A 19,786-nucleotide genomic window follows, 5' to 3' on the forward strand; every position below is an offset into this window, starting at 1 on the left:
ACCTTCTTAGTTTCAAGAAGGGCTGACAAATACCATAACGTACCCTTGTCAGTTGCTAATTGTAATTTTTTAACAAATTTTACGTTAGGTGTGTTTGCTATACCCAAATTGAGTAAAAAAAGTATTTGACATAGTACGCTTATATACTAAAAAAAGACAAACAGGGAAAGACGACGGTATCTTTCCCTGTTTGCTGACCTAGTGTTGTGTGCACACTGTAGAATTAAGTTTACCTGACTTCAAATCCATGAACAATTCATTTCATCATTTGTTCACAGAGCGTTCATTTTTTAACCTGCAGGAGAGTTTAGGCCAGTGCTTGCTTTAATTCCTCCGAGGAATTTTCCCACATGGCCGGGTTATGTTCCATCAACAGCTTTTTCAGCGCTTTTTTGCTGGTCTCATCCAGCTCCGATACCATGATGCGGCGTTTCATGGAGTAATCCATTCGGTTCACATGATCGGCGAGAATTTTATAGCCGCGACGGGCTTCCCGGTCGATCTCCATATAACAAGCGGTCACACCGGCATAATAAGGTCCCGCTTCGTTCCGGTCAACCGTCACCCAGACCAGCCAGTACGGTTTTCCGTTTGGCACCTCATCCTTGTTGGTCGTCCACTTGATGCCTTTTTCCACGGCACTTTTGGCATGGAGCGCTCCCATGTCGATGTAGGCTTCGTCTCCGTCTATGATCACGGAGGAAACGGCGCTCAAATCGAGCACCCCCTGACCATATCCCCCATGGACGTCCGTTTTTCCGCTCATAATGGTAAAGCTGCTCTTTTTGTTATCGAAAATATCCACAATACACACCCTTTCCAGCACAGGTTCTCCTCATGATATTGTACCCTGAAACCCGTTGCCTGTGCAATTTTCCACAACCCATTCACATGGAATGGACGCGCACAGGAGAGACTAGGGGGAGGAAGGGAGTGGCGACGGATGAACAATCATCCCCGTGAACGGGACGTACAACTGAATCGGGAACGTCAGCTGCAGGAGCCTTATCCCGCAACCGCCCAAGTCGTTGACGAGATCGTGGAAGCCAAGCGGAAGGAATCTCCCCCCACCCCGCTGCCCGGTGACGCATCTCCAGGCATGGTCGGCCTGCAAACCGGCGTGCCCTCCAACTACGAAGCCAACCTTGGCGGCGAACGCAAAAGCATGACCGATTTTGAAGTGAAGAAGTCTCCAGGAAGGTTGTAGGCCCGCTTTGAGAAGCGGGTTTTACTCATGGCTGTTTTTATCTTTTCCTCTCATTACTTTACTCCCAAGCCAGATCAGTAACGGAACACTCCATGCACTGTGAACTGCCATGAAGAATGTCATGACCGGGGGTATGGAAAATCCAATGAACACGTCCCTGTCTGCAGTGACAATGTGATAGTAAAGGTAGGTACCCAGAAAGGATACAAGGGCATGTATCCAGAGCCTCTTCGTTACGGTGGCATATAAAAAAGCGGATACAAGTAAAGTAATGATGCTGCCTCCACCCCACCAAGAAAAAACAAGGCAGACTAGAAAAAGCGAGAAAAAATCATTCCACATCGTTCCTTCTCCTTATACTGGCTCTCAAGCTTTTGCCGATCAATACGAGTGAAGCTCAGTTGGTCCATTCTTTTCCGAAAAGTCAGAGGAAAATTTTTGCACAATTATTTTTGATTTCCTTCCGATTGAAGATCTCTCGACAGCAGAAAACCTTATTTTTTGATCATCCGTTACATGTACGACGATGACGCTCCCATGGTATTCCACTCTAAGCCCGTCTAACTCTTCTTTATTTTCTTTCAATAGTTGAATCGGTTTGCCGTCTTTCGTCACGGTGATATCAGGCAGTTCTCCATCCTCGCGGTAAATCATGTAATAGGTATAAGAGTGGGACTTCTGTGGAGTCGCACTGATTCCTGTCTGTACATCCTCCATTCCCAACAGGAGATGGGACACTTGTTGAATTACATGGGGATTGCGCATGAGTCTGGAATGACCCTCATTTACATAATACTTTTTCTTTACATCCGACTGGCTGTAATTCGCGCTAATAAAAGGGACTGTACCATCTCCTCCAGCTTGGTCGTAAAAGGGAATTAATAATTGGAGAGAGTGGTTAAACTCGTATCCTAACAGCGTGGTCTGCCCCTGTCCGACTACAATATATTGAGGCGGATTTATCTTTTTTGAATCCCACTTGCCATGTTGTTTGGCCGAAAGACGTACCAATGGCTGATACTCCAACCGAACTCGATCATCCGTTAAAAACTCTTCATACGAAAAAGGGCGACTGTCACCTTTGCTGAAAAACCGTAGAAACGGTTGTATTTCCACATATTTTTTCGAAGGCAATAACTCATATACGGCTGGAGAATATTCAGCGATTGCTTGGCCACTCTCTGTAAAAAAGGGGATTGAAAAATTATAGCCAAACTTTATTGCCTGGTAGCTTAACGGAGAACCCAAAAAAGGAGTGCCCATGTAAATAATTCTCTTCGTTTTTGATTGATAGGACGGGTTTGATAAAAGCGTTTCCTTTACTAACAACCCTCCCATGCTGTGCGCCACAAGTTGAACTTGCTTCGCACGGGATTTTTCCAATGCTTCATTCATCTTATCCTTTAGGATTTTCGTGTTGTCGGAATTGCTATATCGCCAATCATACACAACAGCAAAAAGGGTTTTTTGCTTTTCGTAGCCGATCTGTTGGAGATGCTGTGACATACTATAATACTGTTCTGCCATTTGCCTCAGTAATTCGTTGCTTGTCAGATACTCGATTCCCCTAAAACCATCATCGGTCTGGTCAGGAAAAACCTCGATTCCCTCTGTCTTCGGAACAACCTGTATACTGCCTGGAGTTTTGGGTCTTAATGCGAGAACCCTTTGATGCCGAGCTTCTAACATGTCCAGAGCGAGATTACCTCCCAACCACACCTCCGAAACCTGCCCGTTCTCTTTTACAGCAAGCCGCGACCCGCCGATACCCGGGATCAAAATAACCGGAATCGTGTACGCGTGAACATTCAGCTTGTAGGTATGGGCGGTGAGCACAGACCGTTTGCTGGGTGCGACCTTTATATAATAGGTTCCCGGATCTCCGTTGTAGATGATTTGCTCGGCTGCATTCCTGGCTTTTTCCGACTTTGCCACCTGCTTCTGTTGTTTGTCGTACAGGTATAGATCCATGTCCATTCCCTCGGGAATATTTGCCAATGAAAGATCGATCGTAGAAGCGAGCGATACGTCGATGCGGTAAAAATCTACGTCGCTCAGGGCGTGCGCATTCGCCTCTATCACACGATGGTTTTCTATCGTTTGGGAGTCTTGGATCTGATTGTTCGGTTCGTATCCATCCGGCTTCATCTCCGTGTGAGGCGAAAGGAATTCTGCCTTGAGACGGTAGTAGTTTCTTTTGTCGAAGGCGTCTCCTTTTCCCCGAACCATCACGTAGTACCATGTGTTTTTCTCCGTCCCGATGCCTTCCACCCGCTCATCCACGCTGCCATTATGATCGGACCTGCCCAGCTCCCTCTCCTCCTGGTCGAACACGTACAAATCGTAGTTTTGTCCACTTGGAATTTGTCCCAGCCAAATCTTCAGAGAACCGGAACCTGGCGCTTTTATCTTCCAGTAATCCACATCGCCGTTTTTGCCTATTTTGCCGTACGCGTCCTTCCATGCAAACAACCAATCCGCTTTCTTCACGGTATCGTTGGGCTCTACTTCGAATGTAGCCGGCGCCGCCTCTGCGTCGGATTCCTTCGGTTTCTTGCCGTCCGGAATTCTTTTGGCAAAAGCGTTCGCCTGCTGCTCCAACGTTGATTGGCCGTCACTGCTTGTCTGGTTCACAAGCTCCTCCACAAACGGCTTGGTTTGCTTGGCCCATCCGGTGGACCCCAGGCTGGTTATGAGGAGGACGAGCAGCAACAACAGGTTGGCCGTCCGCTTGACCGTATTCCACACAAAAATACCCCCTCCGTCTTTTCTTTCTCTACCGTAAGAAAAGACAGAGAGGGTCTGCAAAAATATTTTATCTCGTGGTATGGTTCCGGATCCCTTGCCGTTCCCAGGCGTTGGCGATGATTCGGAAGGGTGTACGGTAATCGGCAGGTTCATGCCCAGCCAGAACCGTTTTGTCAGGGAACAAAAATCCTTTGCTCACTCCAAAGCCGAATTGGACAGAGAAGTTGACGGCGTAGCTGGAATCCTTCTTGAAACCCCGCTGCTTGTCCCCCATGAACGGCGTGTCTACCCCCGTCTCCCTGCTGCCTAATTTGGGCACCTGGTAATGCGGCCCGTTCCAGATTAAGGGAGAAGACTGCTTCAGAGACAGAACCGACTGAAGAAGCGTATTTCGCTGACCGATTTCCGATATCCACGCCTGTGCGGCTGCCACAGTCGGATACTTTCCGCTAAACGGGTGGCGATGTCGCGGCTCCAGCAATACTCGCGTCAGGATACGTTCACCGGCGTAATAGTCGTTCGGCTGGCTACTCCGATAGCGATCACGGCCATGATACTCAGCCCACTCCGCTGTGTGCTGAAGCATTCCCTTGGCATTGGGCTCAAACACTTCGAACCGGGTCTGGTCTCCTTTCACCTGAATGGCAAAGGTGCCGGAAATGTTGTCGGAATCCGTTCCGGGCGTACATGTTTTCTCCGGCGGCAGTTGTTCCCCCGAATCAGGATCTACACCGGGACTTTTCATCTCGCACTTCTCGTAGCTTACGGCAAACTGGACCGTGTAGGGCACTTGGATGGAAAACTCGCTTGCCGTCACCTCGTAGGATTGTCCCTGCAGCCGCAGCTGCCACGTTGTCTGCGTAGGCACACTGGTATCGGTGTAGAGCACCGATTGGATTTGCGCCTTCGGATTGAGAGGATACGCTTTGTTTCCACCGGGTCCGCGCACGGAAAGCTCGACAGAAGCCGGCCACTGGGTTTGCGGACTGGTTTTGCTCCTCCAATCGAGAGGGGAAGGGGTTACCTCGACGTTTTCGTAGTCAGGCGACGGATACTTGTTGAGAAATTCGGTTTTCCTGTCCCCGATCGCTTTGTTGATCGCAGCGTCGATGAGCACAAACGCTGCATCGATCTTCGCCTGGTCAATGATTACCTCGATTCTGGCCGGTTCCCGCTCCCACACCCCGTCTGCCGTGCTTGTCAGCAACCGATTGTCCGAGTCGTACACATTGAGTTTCATCTGCCCGGCATCAATGTCACCCCCGACTTCACTGGTAGCCCCGGTAATCGAAACGGGCCACTCCGCCCGGTTATCCGTCCAAACGGTTTCGTTGGCAGGAAGATCCTTGTTCGGGTTGATATTGGCGATAAAGTTTTCCGATGCAGTCGGGTACTTTGTCGGAACGGTGATTTTTCTTGTTTCTCCCGGCATGAACGCCTTCACATCCATGATGGTGGCGGTCGCGACACTTTCCCAACGAACGGCAAGTTTCGTATCATGTGTCAACTTCCCTGCGTTCTTGACCTCAAACGTTATGGTCGCGTCTGATCCGGCCTGTTGCGGCTGGTTCGGCGAAATGGCAAAACTGCTTTTGACAATCAACAGGTTTTCGCCAGCTCCACCCGATGTCGGCCCCATCTGTATGAAAAAGACACCGTTGCAATCGGCAAATCCTTCTTCAAATACAGAGACTTTGTACAGGCCCTGTACTGCCTGTCCGGTAGTTGGATCTTTGGGAATCACGATGTCATGATGCTTGTGATCGTCGCTTGAACTGCTCAGTGTCTTTCCGTTGTACTTTCTGCTGTATTGGCCTGTCTGTTCATCATAGATGTACAGTGAGAACTCGGTCAGAATCCCCGTAAACAGCTCTATCTTTTGTCCGTTGATAAGGTCAGACGGCTCCAAATGAAGGATCTCGGAACGCCTGACGTTCATAATTTCCCCGCTGGTCGCAGTCGTGAGGCTAAAATCAAAACATTTGCGATCGGACAGAAGGGTAAAGTAGATGGAGCGTTCGCACCCGTTTGACGAAATGAATAGGAGCTCTACAACCTGGCCGATTTCTCCGTCGATGTTTGGCGGAAGAATGAGGTGAAAGCGATCATGGGCAGCCACCTGTCCACCCAGCGAAACCTTCTTCCCGTTTAGCTCGACATACCAGCTTCCTGTCACGCTTGCCGTAAAGCTCATGTGCGTGTCGTAGCCGTTACTGACAGGCGTAAAGGCATGAAAATAAATATCCTCACGCAAGTCGCTGTTTACACTTGCTCCACTGGGGGGATAGGCGGAAGGAGGTTCTCCATAAACCTTGAATGTGATGGCGTCTTGTTCGTCAATGGTACAGCTGGAATCCCGCACTTTGATTTGGATAGCCCAGTTGCAATTCATGTCTTGAAAGAGTGTGGCTGTGAAAACAAGCCTGAGTTGATAAGCTGCGCCCGGCTGATCAAAGGCAACGGTGTAGGCTGGGGGGAACCCGCTTGTTGGCAGGGTGAGATGGCTGGAGTTATACGGTTTCCACGTATATCCTCCCTTTCGATTCTCCTCTTCTCTAACAGGCAGAAGAAGTTTGGTCCCGTCCGGTTTTGTCACTTCCCATCCGACCTCGGCTGCTTCCGTTGTGGTGTCCGCCGTCCGATAGGTTGAGTGAAAGTTCAAGACTTCCCCTGCAGTGATTTCGATCGTTTCCGAACTGCTTACGACCGAATCTTCCAGCTCAACGATCGGACATCTGGGAGACGAGGGGTCGGTCTCAATTTCAAACGTCTTCACCCAACACTCGCTTTTATCGTCGCTCTCGTACTTGATCGTAAACGTTCCCGAACCAGGTGCATCTGCAATCCCTATCTTTCGGTTGCTGCCGCTGCCCGGCATCAGTTGTGCGGTCCCGTTCATGGTGTAGGTTCCGTCTTTGGTCGCTGATAGTATGAGGTGAGCGTATTTTTCAACGGAAATGGTCCCGCCCCCGCTCGCTTCGGCACTCAGTTCACGATCATGGTTTTCCTCTTCAATGCGGATATCCAGCTTCGTATTTGTGGAGCTTATCGCACAAGTTGGCCCCGGATCGCCTCCGCCGTCGTCCGGAGGGGGCTCAACGTCACCCACTGTAAACTGGTAGGTGTAGGGGGTGGACACACTGATGCTCGATGAACCTTGGCGCGAGCGATGATGCAAATCGGTAATCGTCAGTGAAACTTCATAGATCCCCGGCTTTTCCGGGCGATAGGTGAAGGTTTGGTTCCAATGAAACGGCGGAGCTGGCGGATCGTTGTCGTCATCCACCTGAGGGATATAGCCGCTCGTATCTTTGAAGGTCTTGTTGGCAAGGATTTGTTGATATCCATCCCCTGTGGTCATGTTGATGACGGACAGGTTCCAAATGAGAACGCCCCGGTCATAGTAAGAGTAGTCCGAGGCTTTTGGCATGATGGTCACGTTATCATTGACCTGATATTCGGTTTTGTCTGTTTTGACTTCACCTGTCGGCTGCGGGCTGGTGCGAAAGTGGCCAACGGAGATGTATCCGCCGTTTCCGTCAGGGACGAGGTTGTCTCCGATAGTGAAACCCAAACCTCCTGAAGCTACAACAAGTTCAGCTACATTATAAGCCGGGTAAGTATCCAAAGTTGATAGATTTCTTACGGTTTTACTGTACAGATTTGCGTCCCCACCAAGAATAAAGTTTGGATTTCCCCCAAATCGACTAATCCAATATAGTGATTCGCTTTCATCTGCAAAATACCAACCACGGTCTGCCTTCACATCCAAATCGTGAAAAGCGAGAACCTGTTGCCCATCCATGACGCCGTTCACATTGATCTCTGCGACAGTCGCTCCTAATCGTCCCGAGATATCGTTGATAGTTATCTTATGATAATTCCCAACTACCACTTTATCTCTATCAATTGTTCCAATAGATATGCCATGGAAGTTGGGCAAAGCAGCGGTTGCAAGGTTGGGGAACATTCCGATCAAAGAAATCAGGAGAGAAAAACAAAGCACAGAAAGTAGCCACCTTCTGTGCGTCGAAACGAGTATTTTCATTTAACCTCGCCTCTCAATGAAATTTTTGCGTAAGATTTACAGGATTAATACTCGGCAATCCTTCATACCTGTAAGTCCCTGCATCACTTGAGTCTTTTGCATTCGTAATAAAGAATGTAAAAGACGAGACTTGTTTTAAGTCAACGTTAAAAGATTGCCCGTTCCGGTAAATCAATGGCCCATTTTCCTTTGTCACAAATGTTACATCGACCATGAAATTCCTGTCTGCCTTCGGTACTCTTCCAGTAATGACGCCATTTACCAATTTTAAACTGCTGTGGAATTCCTGTTGTAACCTAGCCCCCATCTCCAACTGCCACTTATCCTGCCACAAAAACCTCAAAATCTCCGCGGCCTCCCCGCGGGTCACGGGCAAATCCTCCCGAAACTTCGGTCCTGGTAAATAGGGCTTCATCCACCCCCACGTGATCAGCGCGCCGGTATTCGTGTAATTCTTATGCTTCTCGCCTCGATAGGGTTTCCACGCATTAAAAACCAGCTTTGCAACCTCTTCCTTGGTCAACAGTCTGTTGGGGTCAATTGTGACATCAGCCAGGATTCCTGCCTTTTGCGCCCGTTCATAGACTGCCTTTGCCCAATGGCCGGACGGGAGCTTAGGAACCGGCGCTGTTTCCTTTACGCCTCGAATGGCTGCCAGACTGGCGACAAACTGCGCCTGCGGGATTTGATTAGCCGGGTAGAACTTCCCGTCCGGATAGTTCCACATATATCCCTCTTTCAAGGCAAACGCGATATCCGCTTTGGCCGGATGATTGGAAAAATCGCTAATCTGTGCGGCCTGAACGGCGGACACGAGAACGTGAGGAGCTAATAGAGTGCTGAAAACGAGAATGAACGCAAACCATCCAGCTAGAAAGGCCCTCTTTTTCATGTGTTTCTCCCCCCATCCTGTAAAAATCTCTCATTTTTCCCTATTTTCTCATTCCTCGTCCCGTCCCGCCAGATTCTTTTGCAAAAAACGGCGAAATGCTTTGGCCGGCACGTCTCCCTCCAGCTTGTCCACCACATCTCCCCCGCGTACGACAAACACCGTGGGCGTCACTTCGGCCCCCCATTGCTTTGCTTCCGTATAGTCAGGCTTCTTTACAATATTGAGCCGTTTCACATCGACGTCAGGATACTCCGCTGCCACCCTTTCAAATGTCGGGGTAAAGGTGGCACAGTAACCGCAGCTGTCACTGTACACGTAGATCAGCTCGGCCCGACTGTCGTTCAGCAACATGGCCGCAGTTGTGGTTATGAAAAGCAACAGGACGGACAACCACAGCCGCTTTTTTCGTACCAGTTGAGTCATCCAACCATCCCTTTCGCTGTTTGTTGGCACAGAATCATCAAAATGAAATTTTCAAGGATCGGTAGTCTCATCCTACCAAGCCTTCCCGGGACAAAAAAAAGACCGGTCACAATTGACCGGTCTGTCCTCTCTATGCATTCATCAACGCTTGCAGCTCGTCTACAAACGCCAAACCTTTGTCGATTTCCTCCTCGGTGTAACGCTGCTTGCTTTTAAAGGTAAAAATTTTCGCTTTCATCTCATCATAGGGAAGATGATTGAAATACAAAATGGTAGAAACCAGTTCAAGAAACCGGGAGTTCTCCTCATTCATACGGCGAATCGCCCGCTCGCCGAGACCGAAATCCACGTCGTGGAAGCGAAGGAAGTCCCGTCCCTCCTCGTTCAGGGTATAGCGGTACATCTGAATGGCGCCCTTGCTTTCCACCTGCTCATCCAAAAGCCCCAGATTGCACAGCTCGTCGACGCGCAGCGTGAGCTCTTCGGAATACGGGCCGTACATGTGAAACTCAAAGCGCTCGTCAAAGTCGATGTTTAAGTGTTTCGCTATGTATACCATCTTCTGCAGCTTTTTTCGACCGCTCACTTCGCCGGCAATCTCGATCAGGCGTATGATTTTGGCGTGACGCTTAAGCATCTTCCATCACTCCTAGGCGTTCTCGAATCTTTCCGGAGACGTCCTCCGGCAAAGCAAGTACCTTATCCAACGGAAAATACAGTTTATAGTCAAATCGGCGTTTCCCGCTAATCGCTTTAACAATTTCCGACTTCTGCGACAGCTCCACCAACTCTCCCCCCGGCATGCGCAGCATGATCGGAATGCGTTCTTCGTCTTCGCTGGCACGGTAAAAATCATACGGAAGATCTGAGGTGGTGTCCACTTCCAAATAATACATCGGGTCAATGCCCGCCATCTGGAACAAATCTTTCAGCTCTGCCAACAAGCGGAAATCCCTTGGGTTATATTCGACGTATTTAAACAAATTCCTGTCGATAAATCGCGCGCACAAATCATGCAGGATCGGGTCTTCTTCCAGGCGCCATTGCTGCAGATAGAAAAAGACAACCGACTCGTCGAGCGCCAGATAATCGCTCAGCTCCACCTTATCCCGAAAGAACGGCAGAAGCTGGACCGGCTCCATTTGAAAGGCATACCCGCTGGCATACAGGGACTTGGCTCGCTGAAAAATCTTGCGAAGGACCACTTCCGCACTGCGTGTTACCGGATGGAAGTAGACTTGCCAATACATTTGATAACGGGACATGATATAGTCTTCAACCGCGTGCATGCCGCTGTATTTAAACACGATGCCGTCCTCGTGCGGCCGCATGACCCGCAAGATCCGTTCAATCTCAAAGTTGCCGTAGCCCACCCCGGTGTAATAGGCGTCCCGCAGCAGATAATCCATCCGGTCGGCATCTATCTGGCTGGAGATCAGGCTGACTATCAGCTTGTTGTCGTAGGTTTTGGCGATGACTTCCGCCACCTTTTTCGGAAAGTCGTCACCCATCCTGCTCAGGATCCCGTTGATTTTCGTATTCCCGGTTAAAATGGCCCGCGTCCAATCCTCATGGTGAAAGCGGAACACCTTTTCGAAGGAATGGGAAAACGGGCCGTGGCCGACGTCGTGCAAAAGAGCCGCACACATGCAGAGCAGTTTTTCCTCATACGTCAAATGAATGCGTCCTTCAAACGTCTCCAGAATCCGACGCATCACCTCGTAGACGCCGAGCGAGTGGTTAAAGCGGCTGTGCTCCCCTCCGTGGAACGTGAAATAGCTGGTTCCCAGCTGTTTGATCCGTCGAAGTCGTTGAAACTCAGGGGAATTGATCAAATCCCAGATCAGCTCATCCCGCACGTGCACATAGCGGTGCACCGGGTCTTTAAATACCTTTTCTTCACTGAGAAGCTTGGGCTGTTGCATCTGGGACACTCCTTTCCGGTTCCACACTTTTCCTGTCTATACGAGAATTATATCATATCAAAAGGCTCCTCCCATATGGAAGTGAGGGGGGATCCTACGTTTGCGGGGAGACGGTTTCCACTGTTTCTCTTTTTTCTTTGTAACGCGGAATGGAAGAAAGGAAGGTAAAGGAGACAACCACTGTCATGATGATCGCCGAGCAGATAAAGGCAGCTTTGGCTCCGAAGCTGTTTGCCAATCCTCCCAACACGGCAGCGGAAAAAGGAAATGCCAGTACCAAAAACATCCGATATGTCGCATTTACACGTCCGATATACTCCGCCGGAATCTCACGTTGACGGATGGTGAACGTATAAATATTCGATATGGACATGGCCGCATTTATCAAGCCATACCCAAACAAGGCAATCCTCCAATCGGGTACCGCGGCAAGCAGGACAATCCCTGCAAATGCGATGAGGTAGGCGAATGCGAGTGAGCGTCCCAGTGGCATGATTCGAAGCAAATACGGGGCAAGGAGAGAACCAAGCAGTGCCATGCCTCCGAGTATGGAGTAGACACTTCCTACAATAAATGAGCTGAGCTGAAGCTCATGGCCCAACCGGTAGGTCATCACTGTGAATAACGCCCCCAGTGCCAAATTTACCAAAAAGCTGTTTGCAATCAGCACTCGCAGAATGGGTGAACGTGCAAGAAAGGCAAAGCCGTTTTTCATATCCGAAACCACTGTTGCAACTGTGAGCTTCCGGATGTTCGTCGGTTCGTTCCCTCCCAAATTCACCGGTAACAGGAAAACAAAGAGGAGTGTCAAAAAATAGGAGGCTGCATCTATGATGAAAGCATTCTTTGCCCCTGCCATCGCGATGGTTGCACCTGCCACTGCCGGCCCTAGCAAACTGGACAAGCTTTGGATGGACATTTTCACAGAGTTGGCAGCAGTCAACTGCGTTTTTTCCACCAAATTTGGCAGCAAGCTAAAGTCCACAACCAAATCAAACAAGATCGAGAAAATGCTGAGCGCGAACCCGATCAGATACAAGTGCCACAACTCCAAATAACCCAGCGCTGCCAGAACCGGGATGATCGAAACCAATACCGCTCTGGCAAAATCAGAAACAATCATGATTCTTCGCCGGTCAAACCGGTCGATGAATACACCCAGAATCGGCCCCAGAAGGATAAATGGCGCCGTTTCCACGACGAACATCGCGCTCATGGAAACAACGGAATCGGTCATCTCCAGGACGAGCCACGGAATGGCTAAACGATACACTTGCGTACCGATTTGCGAAGCACAAGAGGTGAGAAAGTAGAGAACGAACCATTTGTTTTGAAAAACACTCCCGGCCATCGTTATCGCCCCATTTACAATAAGTTCCATATCACAATTAACATACTATACTAAAAATAATACAAAGTATACATTCTTTTCTCCATGACGAAAACAGCCTTGGTTCAGATGAGGACCGAACCAGGGCTGTTCTTTTGTAAAGGGATGCTCTTTTCTTACGTGGTCAAGTCCGCTTCTGGACCGTACAAATCAGGGCGTTTGGCCGCCTTTTTCGCCCGTTTTTTCAGTTTGCGCACAGTCAAAACGGTATAAAAGGACGGAACGATGATCAGCGTCAGCATGGTCGAGAAGATCAAACCGAAGATGATCGTAACCGCCAGCGGTTTGAACAGGACGTCACCCGTAATGGCCAACGGCGTCAGACCAGCTACAGCCGTCATGGTCGTCAGCAGGATGGGACGCAAGCGAGCCTCACCAGCCTGGATGACGGCCTGCTTCAACTCCGTACCGGCATGGCGGGCTTCTTCAATAAACTCAATTAACACGATACCGTTCCGAACGACGATACCGGAAAGGGAGATCACACCCATCATCGTCATAAAGCCGAGCGGTGTCTGCGTAAGAAACAAACCGATCAAACCGCCCGCAGCAGCCAGGTACACCGTGCTCATCACCAGCACCGGAATGGTCAGCGAGTAAAACTGCATGGCAATCAGGATCAGGATCAGGAACACGACTACGATGGACAGCTTACCCATGTCGATGAAAATATCCGTTTGTTCGGAAGTCTCCCCGCCGATTTCCCAGCGGTATCCTTCAGGGAAGGAGATTTCCCCCAGAATCGGCTTCACTTCGTTCATCACTTCCGTAGCCGTCCGGTCTTTGACGTCGCTGGAGATCGTGACGGCACGGGACAAATCACGGTGCGGAATTGACTGCGTACTGAATGTAGGCTTGATTTCCGCCAGCTGCGCCAGGGGGATTTGCTCTCCGCGGGCATTGGCTACCGTCAGGCGCTGAAAGATCACGGACGGGTCTTCCTGCCCTTTTTGCAGATACATCTTCATGTCAATCAAGTCGGTGCCGTTGTCAAATTCGCTGACAGTAATCCCCTCACTCATCAGCCGGAGCGTGCGGGATAGCTCGGTGTAGTTGACCAATTTTTGCTCCATCAGCTCTTTATTGACGACGAACTCCAGTGTGTACCGTTCAATGCCGAAGTCATCCTGCACGTCGTACGTACCGGGAATTTTTGCCACACGGTCTTTGATCTGCTCAGAGAGGGTGCGGAGCGTTTCAATGTCTTCCCCGTAAACACGAATCACCACTGGCTTGCCTACAGGCGGACCGGCCTCCAATTGCTTCGGAAGCACGCTTGCTTCCGGGTACATTTTCTTGAATTCTTCCCGCCACGGATCGATCATGTCGGTAATGTTCGCTTTATGCTTGTCGAACATCACCACAAGCTGACCGACGGTAATGCCGGAACCGGCACCCGTGTCCCCTCCGAACATTTTCGGTGCGCTCCCTCCCGCATATGCTGCTACGGAGGTGATGCCCGGCTGCTTCAATATCCAGTCGGAGACACCTGTTACCACGCGATTCGTTTCCTCTATGCTGCTGCCCACCGGCAACCGGATATTCACCAGGAACTCTTCCCGGTCGTCATTGGGAAAGAGCTGAATGGGCGTCATTGGGATCAACCCGTAGGCTGCGGTACCGATCAGTACGCCGATCATGCCCGACAGCAGCGGCCGTTTCAGGATGCGCGGCATCAGGTTATTGGCGTACCATTTCGTCAGTTGCGTCAGTTGTTTCCCCAATAGACCGGCCGGTTTTCTGTAGCCGTCCGCACTTTTTTGCGAACGCTGCTCATGCCACTGACGGAAAATCGGAATGATCGTCAGCGACATGATCATCGAGGCCAGCATGGTAAGGGAGATAATCACCGGGATCGGTTTAATAAACTGCCCTGCGTTCCCGTCTAAAAACATCAACGGAGCAAACGAGGCAATCGTGGCCAACGTGGCCGTCAGAATGGAGATGGAGACTTCCTTTGCCCCGTTTACCGCTGCCTGGAAAGGGCGCTCCCGCAGCACGGAAAGCCTGCGTTCGATATTGTCGTTTACTACCACCGCATCGTCCACAAGAATCCCCAGCACGATGATCAGGGCCACCACGGAGATCATGTTCAACGTAATTCCGAGAGACGGCAGGAACAGAAGACCAACCGCAAGCGAAATGGGAATGGCCAGCGCTACCACAAACGAGGTAATCAGGTTCAATCCCAGCGTACATACGATCAGAACGGAAATGACGGCAATCGTCATCTCCCGCGAGAGGTCGGAGAACAGCTCTTCCACCCGCTCGTTTTGCGTGAAGATGGAGTGCTTTTCCGCCCAGTTCGGGAGGGATTTTTCCAGCGTCTTCATCATCTCATCGACGCGGCTCTGCAGCGAAGGCACATCACTGCCTGTTTCGGCGTTGATGCTTAGCGAGACGGACGGCTTCCCGTTGTAATAGGAATAGGATTTGATTTGCTCCGTGGTCAGCGTCACCGTACCAATGTCCTTCAGGTAAATCGGGTAACCGTCGCGCGTACGGGAAATGATCAGATTGTTCAGCTCGTCAACGTTGTAGTTCTCGGCTATTTTCAGCTGGTAGGTGCGGCTGTCGGCCGTCAGATCTCCCAACGGGATGCGTTCGTTTTCGTTTTTGACCGCCATCATCACCTGGCCCCAGGACAAACCGTACTGATTCAGTTTTTGCGTGTCTACATCGATGCGCACTTCCTGTTCCGGCAAGCCTTCGATGCTTACGTCGGCCACGTTGGGGATGGTTCGCAGCTGATCCTTCCAGGACTTCAGCATGCTGCGCAAGCTGTAAATCTGCTCGCGGGTATCCGCGGTAATGGTCAGGGTCTGTACGAAGGTCCGGTTCAGGTCGTCGTTGATGATGGGCTGCTTCGCCTCGGCAGGCAGTTCCGCCTCCGCATCCTTCACCTTTTTCCGCAGCTCATCAAATTTTTGCTTCGGATCGATGCCGCTCTTGGTCTCGACAATGATGACGGAAACACCCAGGCTGGAGGAAGAGGAAATGTATTTCAAGCCCTGCAGCTCGTTAATCTTCTCCTCCAGCTTTTTTGTGACCGTCTGCTCCACCTTTTCCGGCGATGCACCGGGGTAAACCGTCGTCACAGTCGCGATGTTGATGATGATGTCAGGCGACTCTTGCTTGGGCAGCTGAAAAAAGCTGAGGAAGCCGACGAGCACCACCATGATGAAGAACAAAAGGGTAATTTTGCGCTTGCGGACGATGTATTCAATCACGGTTGGGTACCCCCTGCGTGCTCAATGGCATCGCCGTCAAACAGTCGGTCGACGCCTTTGACGATCAGTTGGTCTCCTTCTTTCAGGCCGGATTGAATTTCCAGTTTATTGTTGATGATCGCACCGACCGTGACCGGCGTTTTCACCGCTTTGCCGCCCACTGACAGAAAGACGTGCGCATTTGCTTGGCCGCGGCTGATGACCGCTTCAATCGGCACGTAAATGCCCGCTTTTCCCTGAATGGTTTTGGTCGCTTTTACGACCTGACCGGCAAACCAGTCGTGTTTTGGATTGGAGATGTTCACTTCCACGCCGATTGTACCCGTACTTAGGTTGGTTGCAGGGTAAATTTTGACTACTTTCCCTTCCCGTTTTTGACCGTACAGCTCGAGGCTCACGGTCTCTCCTTCCTTCCAGGAGGCAATGTCCCGGTCAGGAACCGGCAGGACGACTTTCAATGTGTCAATGTTGCCCACGCGGTAAACAGGCGTACCAACCCCGACAAGCGAACCGGCTGAAGAAAGCTTGGAGATGATTGTCCCGCTGATGGGAGAGCGCAGCTGGGTTTTGGCAAGCGTCAGAGCTGCCATTTCCTTGGAAATGACGGCCTGGTCATAGCTCGCGCGATTCAGCTGGCGGTCTTCACTGCGCGCTCCCTGGACCGTGAGCGAGTAAGCCTGCTGAGCGTTCAGCAAATCCTTTTGAGCGAGGTCAAGCTGGTCCTTGGCATTGTCAAACTCCACCTGGGAAATGGCATTTTGCTTGAACAACGCCTCTTTTCGTTTGAAATCCTCCTGCGCCTTTTGAAAACCAATCGTCGCTTTGTCAACAAGCAGCTTGGCTTGAATCAGCTCCTGTTGGCGTGCCCCGTTGTTCACTTTTTCCATCTGGGCACTGGTCTGCTCCACGGATGTATTGGCCCTTGCGTACTGCAGGGAGTAGTCGCTGGAGTCGAGCCGCGCCAGCACATCCCCCGCTTTGACGTTGTCCCCTTCGTTGCTGTTCAGCTCTACGACGCGCCCTGCCACCTCGAAGGAGATAAGCGCTTCCTCATACGGCAGCAGCGTTCCCGACAGTTCCGATACACTGACCGCTTGTTCCCTTTTAACCTGTGCCACTTCCACTTTTTTCGTCTCCACCGCCGAGGCCGCCGCAGGCTCCTTGTTGCTGCATGCGGTCGTTGCCAACAGACCTAAAACCAGTGCTGAAGCAAGCCATTTTTTGTTCATTGTACGTTCCGCTCCATTCTCAAATAGCGATTCCATATTCATGGGAGTAATACGATTCCCACTTTTTCAAAATTTCACAACGGTTCAATTCCGCGCAGCAAAATTTCCGTTGCGTGGGTAAACAAATATTCCATATCGATGCCTTCTACTTTGACGCGGTGCTTGCCCATAAACGTGTAGAAGAAGGTGGAGACAAACATCATGGCCGCCGTAAAAAAGTCTCCTTTCGGCAATTTTCCGTCTCGATGCAGAGCCTCCAGTTTCTCAGCCAAGACCTCCACGGCTGTCATCGAAATGCGGCTGAACAGTCGGATCACTTCCGGGTTATCGTCCGCTTCCATCATGCAAATCATCAGAATTTCCTTGCGCTCTACCAACAACTCGTAATAAGACCGCGCAAAGTCAGTCAGCATTTCCTTTACGCTGGCAAACTCGTCGTGCTTCTTTCTCTCCAAGAGGGGACGTATGTCAGTCAGTTCCTCCAACAGCTCCAGCAATATCCGTTCCTTGTTTTTAAAATGACGGAAAATGGTGACTTCATTGACGCCGGCCAGTTCGGAAATTTTTCGTGTAGTCGCTCCCTTGTATCCCTTCTGTGCCATCAGTTGACGAGCCGCCGACAAGATGCGACTGCGGGTTTCCAGTTCATCTCCTTTCCCTTCCTGCGACGGTGTTCCCTTTGGCTTATCCATGATCGTACCTCCAACCCATGCAAGTACTTGCTGTCATTTGGTATTTTTTGCAAACTGATTATATCCATATACTGGATGCATGTAAATGCTTGCATGCGTTTTTCATTGTAAATTTTTTCTAAGCGTTTTCATGCCTGAACTCGTGTACACAAGAAAACCCAGCCGACTTTAGCTAACGCTTCGCCGGGCGGGGCCCCAAACACTTTCCAAGTGGCTGTATTGACGCTACTTTAGCGCTGCCCCTGCGGATCGTCGCAAGCGGACAGATTTTCTGACCTGCAGGGCGAAGTACGGAGCGTAGGTGGAAAAACCGCCTCTCGTAATCATGATAACTTTCTCGACACACCCTGATCCGCTCACAGCGGCTTTTCGTCGTCAAGCTTGTATTCGTCCCGGATGAATCGCTTCATGTCATCGGGCAGCGGTGCCTCTGCCACAATCGGTTGTCCGTTCAGCGGATGGGCAAACGAGAGCATTCGGGCGTGCAGGGCTTGCCGGGAAAATCCCATTTTTCTGCCCCCGTACATCGTATCCCCTGCCAACGGGTGACCGATGTGCTGAAAATGGACGCGAATCTGATGGGTCCGGCCGGTCTCCAGGCGAATGCGAACCAGTGAAGAGCGTTCTGACCGGGCCACTACCTCGAAATGCGTAATCGCTGTGTCGCCCCTTTCCGATACCTGACGTTTCGTCGGATGGCGAGGGTCGCGCCCAATCGGTGCGTCTATGGTTCCCCGCTCCCGCTCCAGCTTTCCGCATACCACCGCCGTGTACTCGCGGTGTATGCCTCCCTCCCGCAGCAGGCGGTCCGCCAGTTGGTGGCCGTAGCTGCTTTTGGCAAGCAGCACAGCCCCCGTGGTGTGCTTATCCAATCGGTGCACCGGATGTACACCGGTCAGCGCATGGACGAGCGTATTGGTTTCCCCGGGGCCTACCGGGTGGACCAGCATGCCGGCAGGTTTGTTTACCACCACCAGATGGTCGTCTTCATAAAGAATTTCCAAAGGGATATGAATTGCTTCCGCAGCCTGCCCGGTTTGCGGCGTCTGGTCCGCGATGCGAATCGACACCCTGTCGCCCGGCTTTACCTGCCGCTTGAGAAAGGGAGGCTTGCGGTTGAGTTGGATTCCTTTGCTTCGTGTAAGCCGCTGAAGCATGCGTCCTGACACGCCCATTTTTTCCCGAACGATCTGCTCCACCGTCTTCCCGGCATCTTCCTCGGCCACGTTGTATTCCATCCACTGTCTTTGACTCATCGGTTTGCTCCCTCGCTCGTACCGTGCTTTTCCTCATTGTAGCGGAAAAGCGGACGTATTTGCCAGTTTGGAGGCGCATCCCATGGATCAGAAGTGAATGATGGTCTCGTTCAGCGCTTGATCAAATTCCGTAATCGCTTCGCTTTGACCGAGCTCAAGCAGTTGAGTTACGTATCCTTCATCAGCGTGAAAGTCCTGACCCAGCAATTTTCCGGCAAAAATGGTATGCAAGCGTTGTTTCCAGCTTAAACGGATCATGGCAACAACTCCTTTTAAAACTTATTTGTATAATAAGTATATATAATGATTTCCAGTTTGTAAACTTTATTGTTTAAGAATTAAAAAAAGCTTTGATTGAAGCCCTCTCGAAGAAGCTGGTTCTTCGTTAGAGGAAACTTTTTATGCGTTCCGGAAAGTTTATTTCAGGGCGCTTTCACACGGTGAAGCCCTTAAACTTTCCTACACGATAAGAAAACCCACCCGGCATTAGCTATCCTCGACCCACTCGGCGTTAGCTAGTTTCCCCTGAAAAATTCCTGGGGTAAGTCAAAAACAAAAGGAATTCAGCTCTCTAAATGGAAGTAGTTGTTGACGAGGCAATACATCCAAAAAGAGGGACTGAATTCCTTTCTTCATAAAGAAATTCAACAGTGCTCCTCGAAAATCCTATTTGAGGTGAGCGATTATGTTAAAACTTCGTAACGAGCAAATCACATTGTGGGATACCCTTCTCCCTGAACCAATCC

Annotated in this window: 15 protein-coding genes; 1 reads left to right on the top strand and 14 read right to left on the bottom strand. The window is 50.6% G+C overall.

The window, feature by feature from the left end; all coding sequences use genetic code 11:
* Positions 1-307: 307 nt before the first annotated feature.
* Positions 308-805 carry a YwhD family protein gene (locus ACE99V_RS18190; protein ID WP_400492660.1) on the bottom strand — a complete coding sequence of 166 codons (498 nt, stop codon included), beginning with the start codon at positions 803-805 and terminating at the stop codon, positions 308-310.
* A gap of 138 nt (positions 806-943) precedes the next feature.
* On the opposite strand from ACE99V_RS18190, the gene ACE99V_RS18195 reads away from it, so the two are divergent.
* Positions 944-1,207 (top strand): hypothetical protein, encoded by a 264-nt coding sequence (locus ACE99V_RS18195; protein ID WP_400492661.1) that lies wholly within the window; start codon positions 944-946, stop codon positions 1,205-1,207.
* Between the two features lie 21 nt (positions 1,208-1,228).
* Here the strand turns inward: ACE99V_RS18195 and ACE99V_RS18200 are convergent, their stop codons facing one another.
* From ACE99V_RS18200 to ACE99V_RS18260, 13 genes are all read right to left on the bottom strand, one after another.
* Positions 1,229-1,549, bottom strand: coding sequence for a hypothetical protein (locus ACE99V_RS18200; protein ID WP_400492663.1), 321 nt, complete (start codon positions 1,547-1,549; stop codon positions 1,229-1,231).
* Positions 1,550-1,588: 39 nt separating this feature from the next.
* Positions 1,589-3,955: a lipase/acyltransferase domain-containing protein gene (locus ACE99V_RS18205; protein ID WP_400492664.1), complete on the bottom strand. Its 2,367-nt coding sequence runs from the start codon at positions 3,953-3,955 to the stop codon at positions 1,589-1,591.
* A gap of 67 nt (positions 3,956-4,022) precedes the next feature.
* Positions 4,023-7,529 (bottom strand): COG1470 family protein, encoded by a 3,507-nt coding sequence (locus ACE99V_RS18210; RefSeq protein WP_400492666.1) that lies wholly within the window; start codon positions 7,527-7,529, stop codon positions 4,023-4,025.
* A 487-nt stretch (positions 7,530-8,016) separates the two neighbouring features.
* On the bottom strand, positions 8,017-8,895 hold the full coding sequence (locus ACE99V_RS18215; RefSeq protein ID WP_400492667.1) for an S-layer homology domain-containing protein: 879 nt from the start codon (positions 8,893-8,895) through the stop codon (positions 8,017-8,019).
* Between the two features lie 48 nt (positions 8,896-8,943).
* Positions 8,944-9,318: a thioredoxin family protein gene (locus ACE99V_RS18220; RefSeq protein WP_400492668.1), complete on the bottom strand. Its 375-nt coding sequence runs from the start codon at positions 9,316-9,318 to the stop codon at positions 8,944-8,946.
* Between the two features lie 130 nt (positions 9,319-9,448).
* Positions 9,449-9,955, bottom strand: coding sequence for a YwgA family protein (locus tag ACE99V_RS18225; protein WP_400492669.1), 507 nt, complete (start codon positions 9,953-9,955; stop codon positions 9,449-9,451).
* Positions 9,948-11,243 (bottom strand): HD domain-containing protein, encoded by a 1,296-nt coding sequence (locus ACE99V_RS18230; RefSeq protein WP_400492670.1) that lies wholly within the window; start codon positions 11,241-11,243, stop codon positions 9,948-9,950. The genes ACE99V_RS18225 and ACE99V_RS18230 overlap by 8 nt, the downstream gene beginning before the upstream one ends.
* A gap of 94 nt (positions 11,244-11,337) precedes the next feature.
* Positions 11,338-12,594, bottom strand: coding sequence for an MFS transporter (locus ACE99V_RS18235; protein ID WP_400492671.1), 1,257 nt, complete (start codon positions 12,592-12,594; stop codon positions 11,338-11,340).
* 155 nt (positions 12,595-12,749) lie between these two features.
* Entirely contained in the window at positions 12,750-15,863 is a 3,114-nt protein-coding gene (locus tag ACE99V_RS18240) for an efflux RND transporter permease subunit (RefSeq protein ID WP_400492672.1), read from the bottom strand.
* The gene (locus ACE99V_RS18245; protein ID WP_400492673.1) at positions 15,860-17,092 is read right to left on the bottom strand and encodes an efflux RND transporter periplasmic adaptor subunit; all 1,233 of its coding nucleotides are present in this window, start codon (positions 17,090-17,092) and stop codon (positions 15,860-15,862) included. Before ACE99V_RS18245 ends, ACE99V_RS18240 begins: the two co-directional genes overlap by 4 nt.
* A 74-nt stretch (positions 17,093-17,166) precedes the next feature.
* On the bottom strand, positions 17,167-17,784 hold the full coding sequence (locus ACE99V_RS18250; protein WP_400492674.1) for a TetR/AcrR family transcriptional regulator: 618 nt from the start codon (positions 17,782-17,784) through the stop codon (positions 17,167-17,169).
* A gap of 356 nt (positions 17,785-18,140) precedes the next feature.
* Entirely contained in the window at positions 18,141-19,040 is a 900-nt protein-coding gene (locus tag ACE99V_RS18255) for an RluA family pseudouridine synthase (protein ID WP_400492675.1), read from the bottom strand.
* An 87-nt stretch (positions 19,041-19,127) separates the two neighbouring features.
* On the bottom strand, positions 19,128-19,298 hold the full coding sequence (locus tag ACE99V_RS18260; protein WP_400492676.1) for a hypothetical protein: 171 nt from the start codon (positions 19,296-19,298) through the stop codon (positions 19,128-19,130).
* Positions 19,299-19,786 lie beyond the last annotated feature (488 nt).

The organism is Brevibacillus soli (assembly GCF_044759095.2).
Lineage (GTDB): Bacteria > Bacillota > Bacilli > Brevibacillales > Brevibacillaceae > JBIYSM02.

Bases quoted from the DNA above. Each gene is read 5' to 3' on its own strand.
- ACE99V_RS18195 (WP_400492661.1), top strand. From the start codon at position 944: ATGAACAATCATCCCCGTGAACGGGACGTACAACTGAATCGGGAACGT.
- ACE99V_RS18200 (WP_400492663.1), bottom strand. From the start codon at position 1,549: ATGTGGAATGATTTTTTCTCGCTTTTTCTAGTCTGCCTTGTTTTTTCT.
- ACE99V_RS18215 (WP_400492667.1), bottom strand. From the start codon at position 8,895: ATGAAAAAGAGGGCCTTTCTAGCTGGATGGTTTGCGTTCATTCTCGTT.
- ACE99V_RS18220 (WP_400492668.1), bottom strand. From the start codon at position 9,318: ATGACTCAACTGGTACGAAAAAAGCGGCTGTGGTTGTCCGTCCTGTTG.
- ACE99V_RS18225 (WP_400492669.1), bottom strand. From the start codon at position 9,955: ATGCTTAAGCGTCACGCCAAAATCATACGCCTGATCGAGATTGCCGGC.
- ACE99V_RS18230 (WP_400492670.1), bottom strand. From the start codon at position 11,243: ATGCAACAGCCCAAGCTTCTCAGTGAAGAAAAGGTATTTAAAGACCCG.
- ACE99V_RS18235 (WP_400492671.1), bottom strand. From the start codon at position 12,594: ATGGCCGGGAGTGTTTTTCAAAACAAATGGTTCGTTCTCTACTTTCTC.
- ACE99V_RS18245 (WP_400492673.1), bottom strand. From the start codon at position 17,092: ATGAACAAAAAATGGCTTGCTTCAGCACTGGTTTTAGGTCTGTTGGCA.
- ACE99V_RS18250 (WP_400492674.1), bottom strand. From the start codon at position 17,784: ATGGATAAGCCAAAGGGAACACCGTCGCAGGAAGGGAAAGGAGATGAA.
- ACE99V_RS18255 (WP_400492675.1), bottom strand. From the start codon at position 19,040: ATGAGTCAAAGACAGTGGATGGAATACAACGTGGCCGAGGAAGATGCC.
- ACE99V_RS18260 (WP_400492676.1), bottom strand. From the start codon at position 19,298: ATGATCCGTTTAAGCTGGAAACAACGCTTGCATACCATTTTTGCCGGA.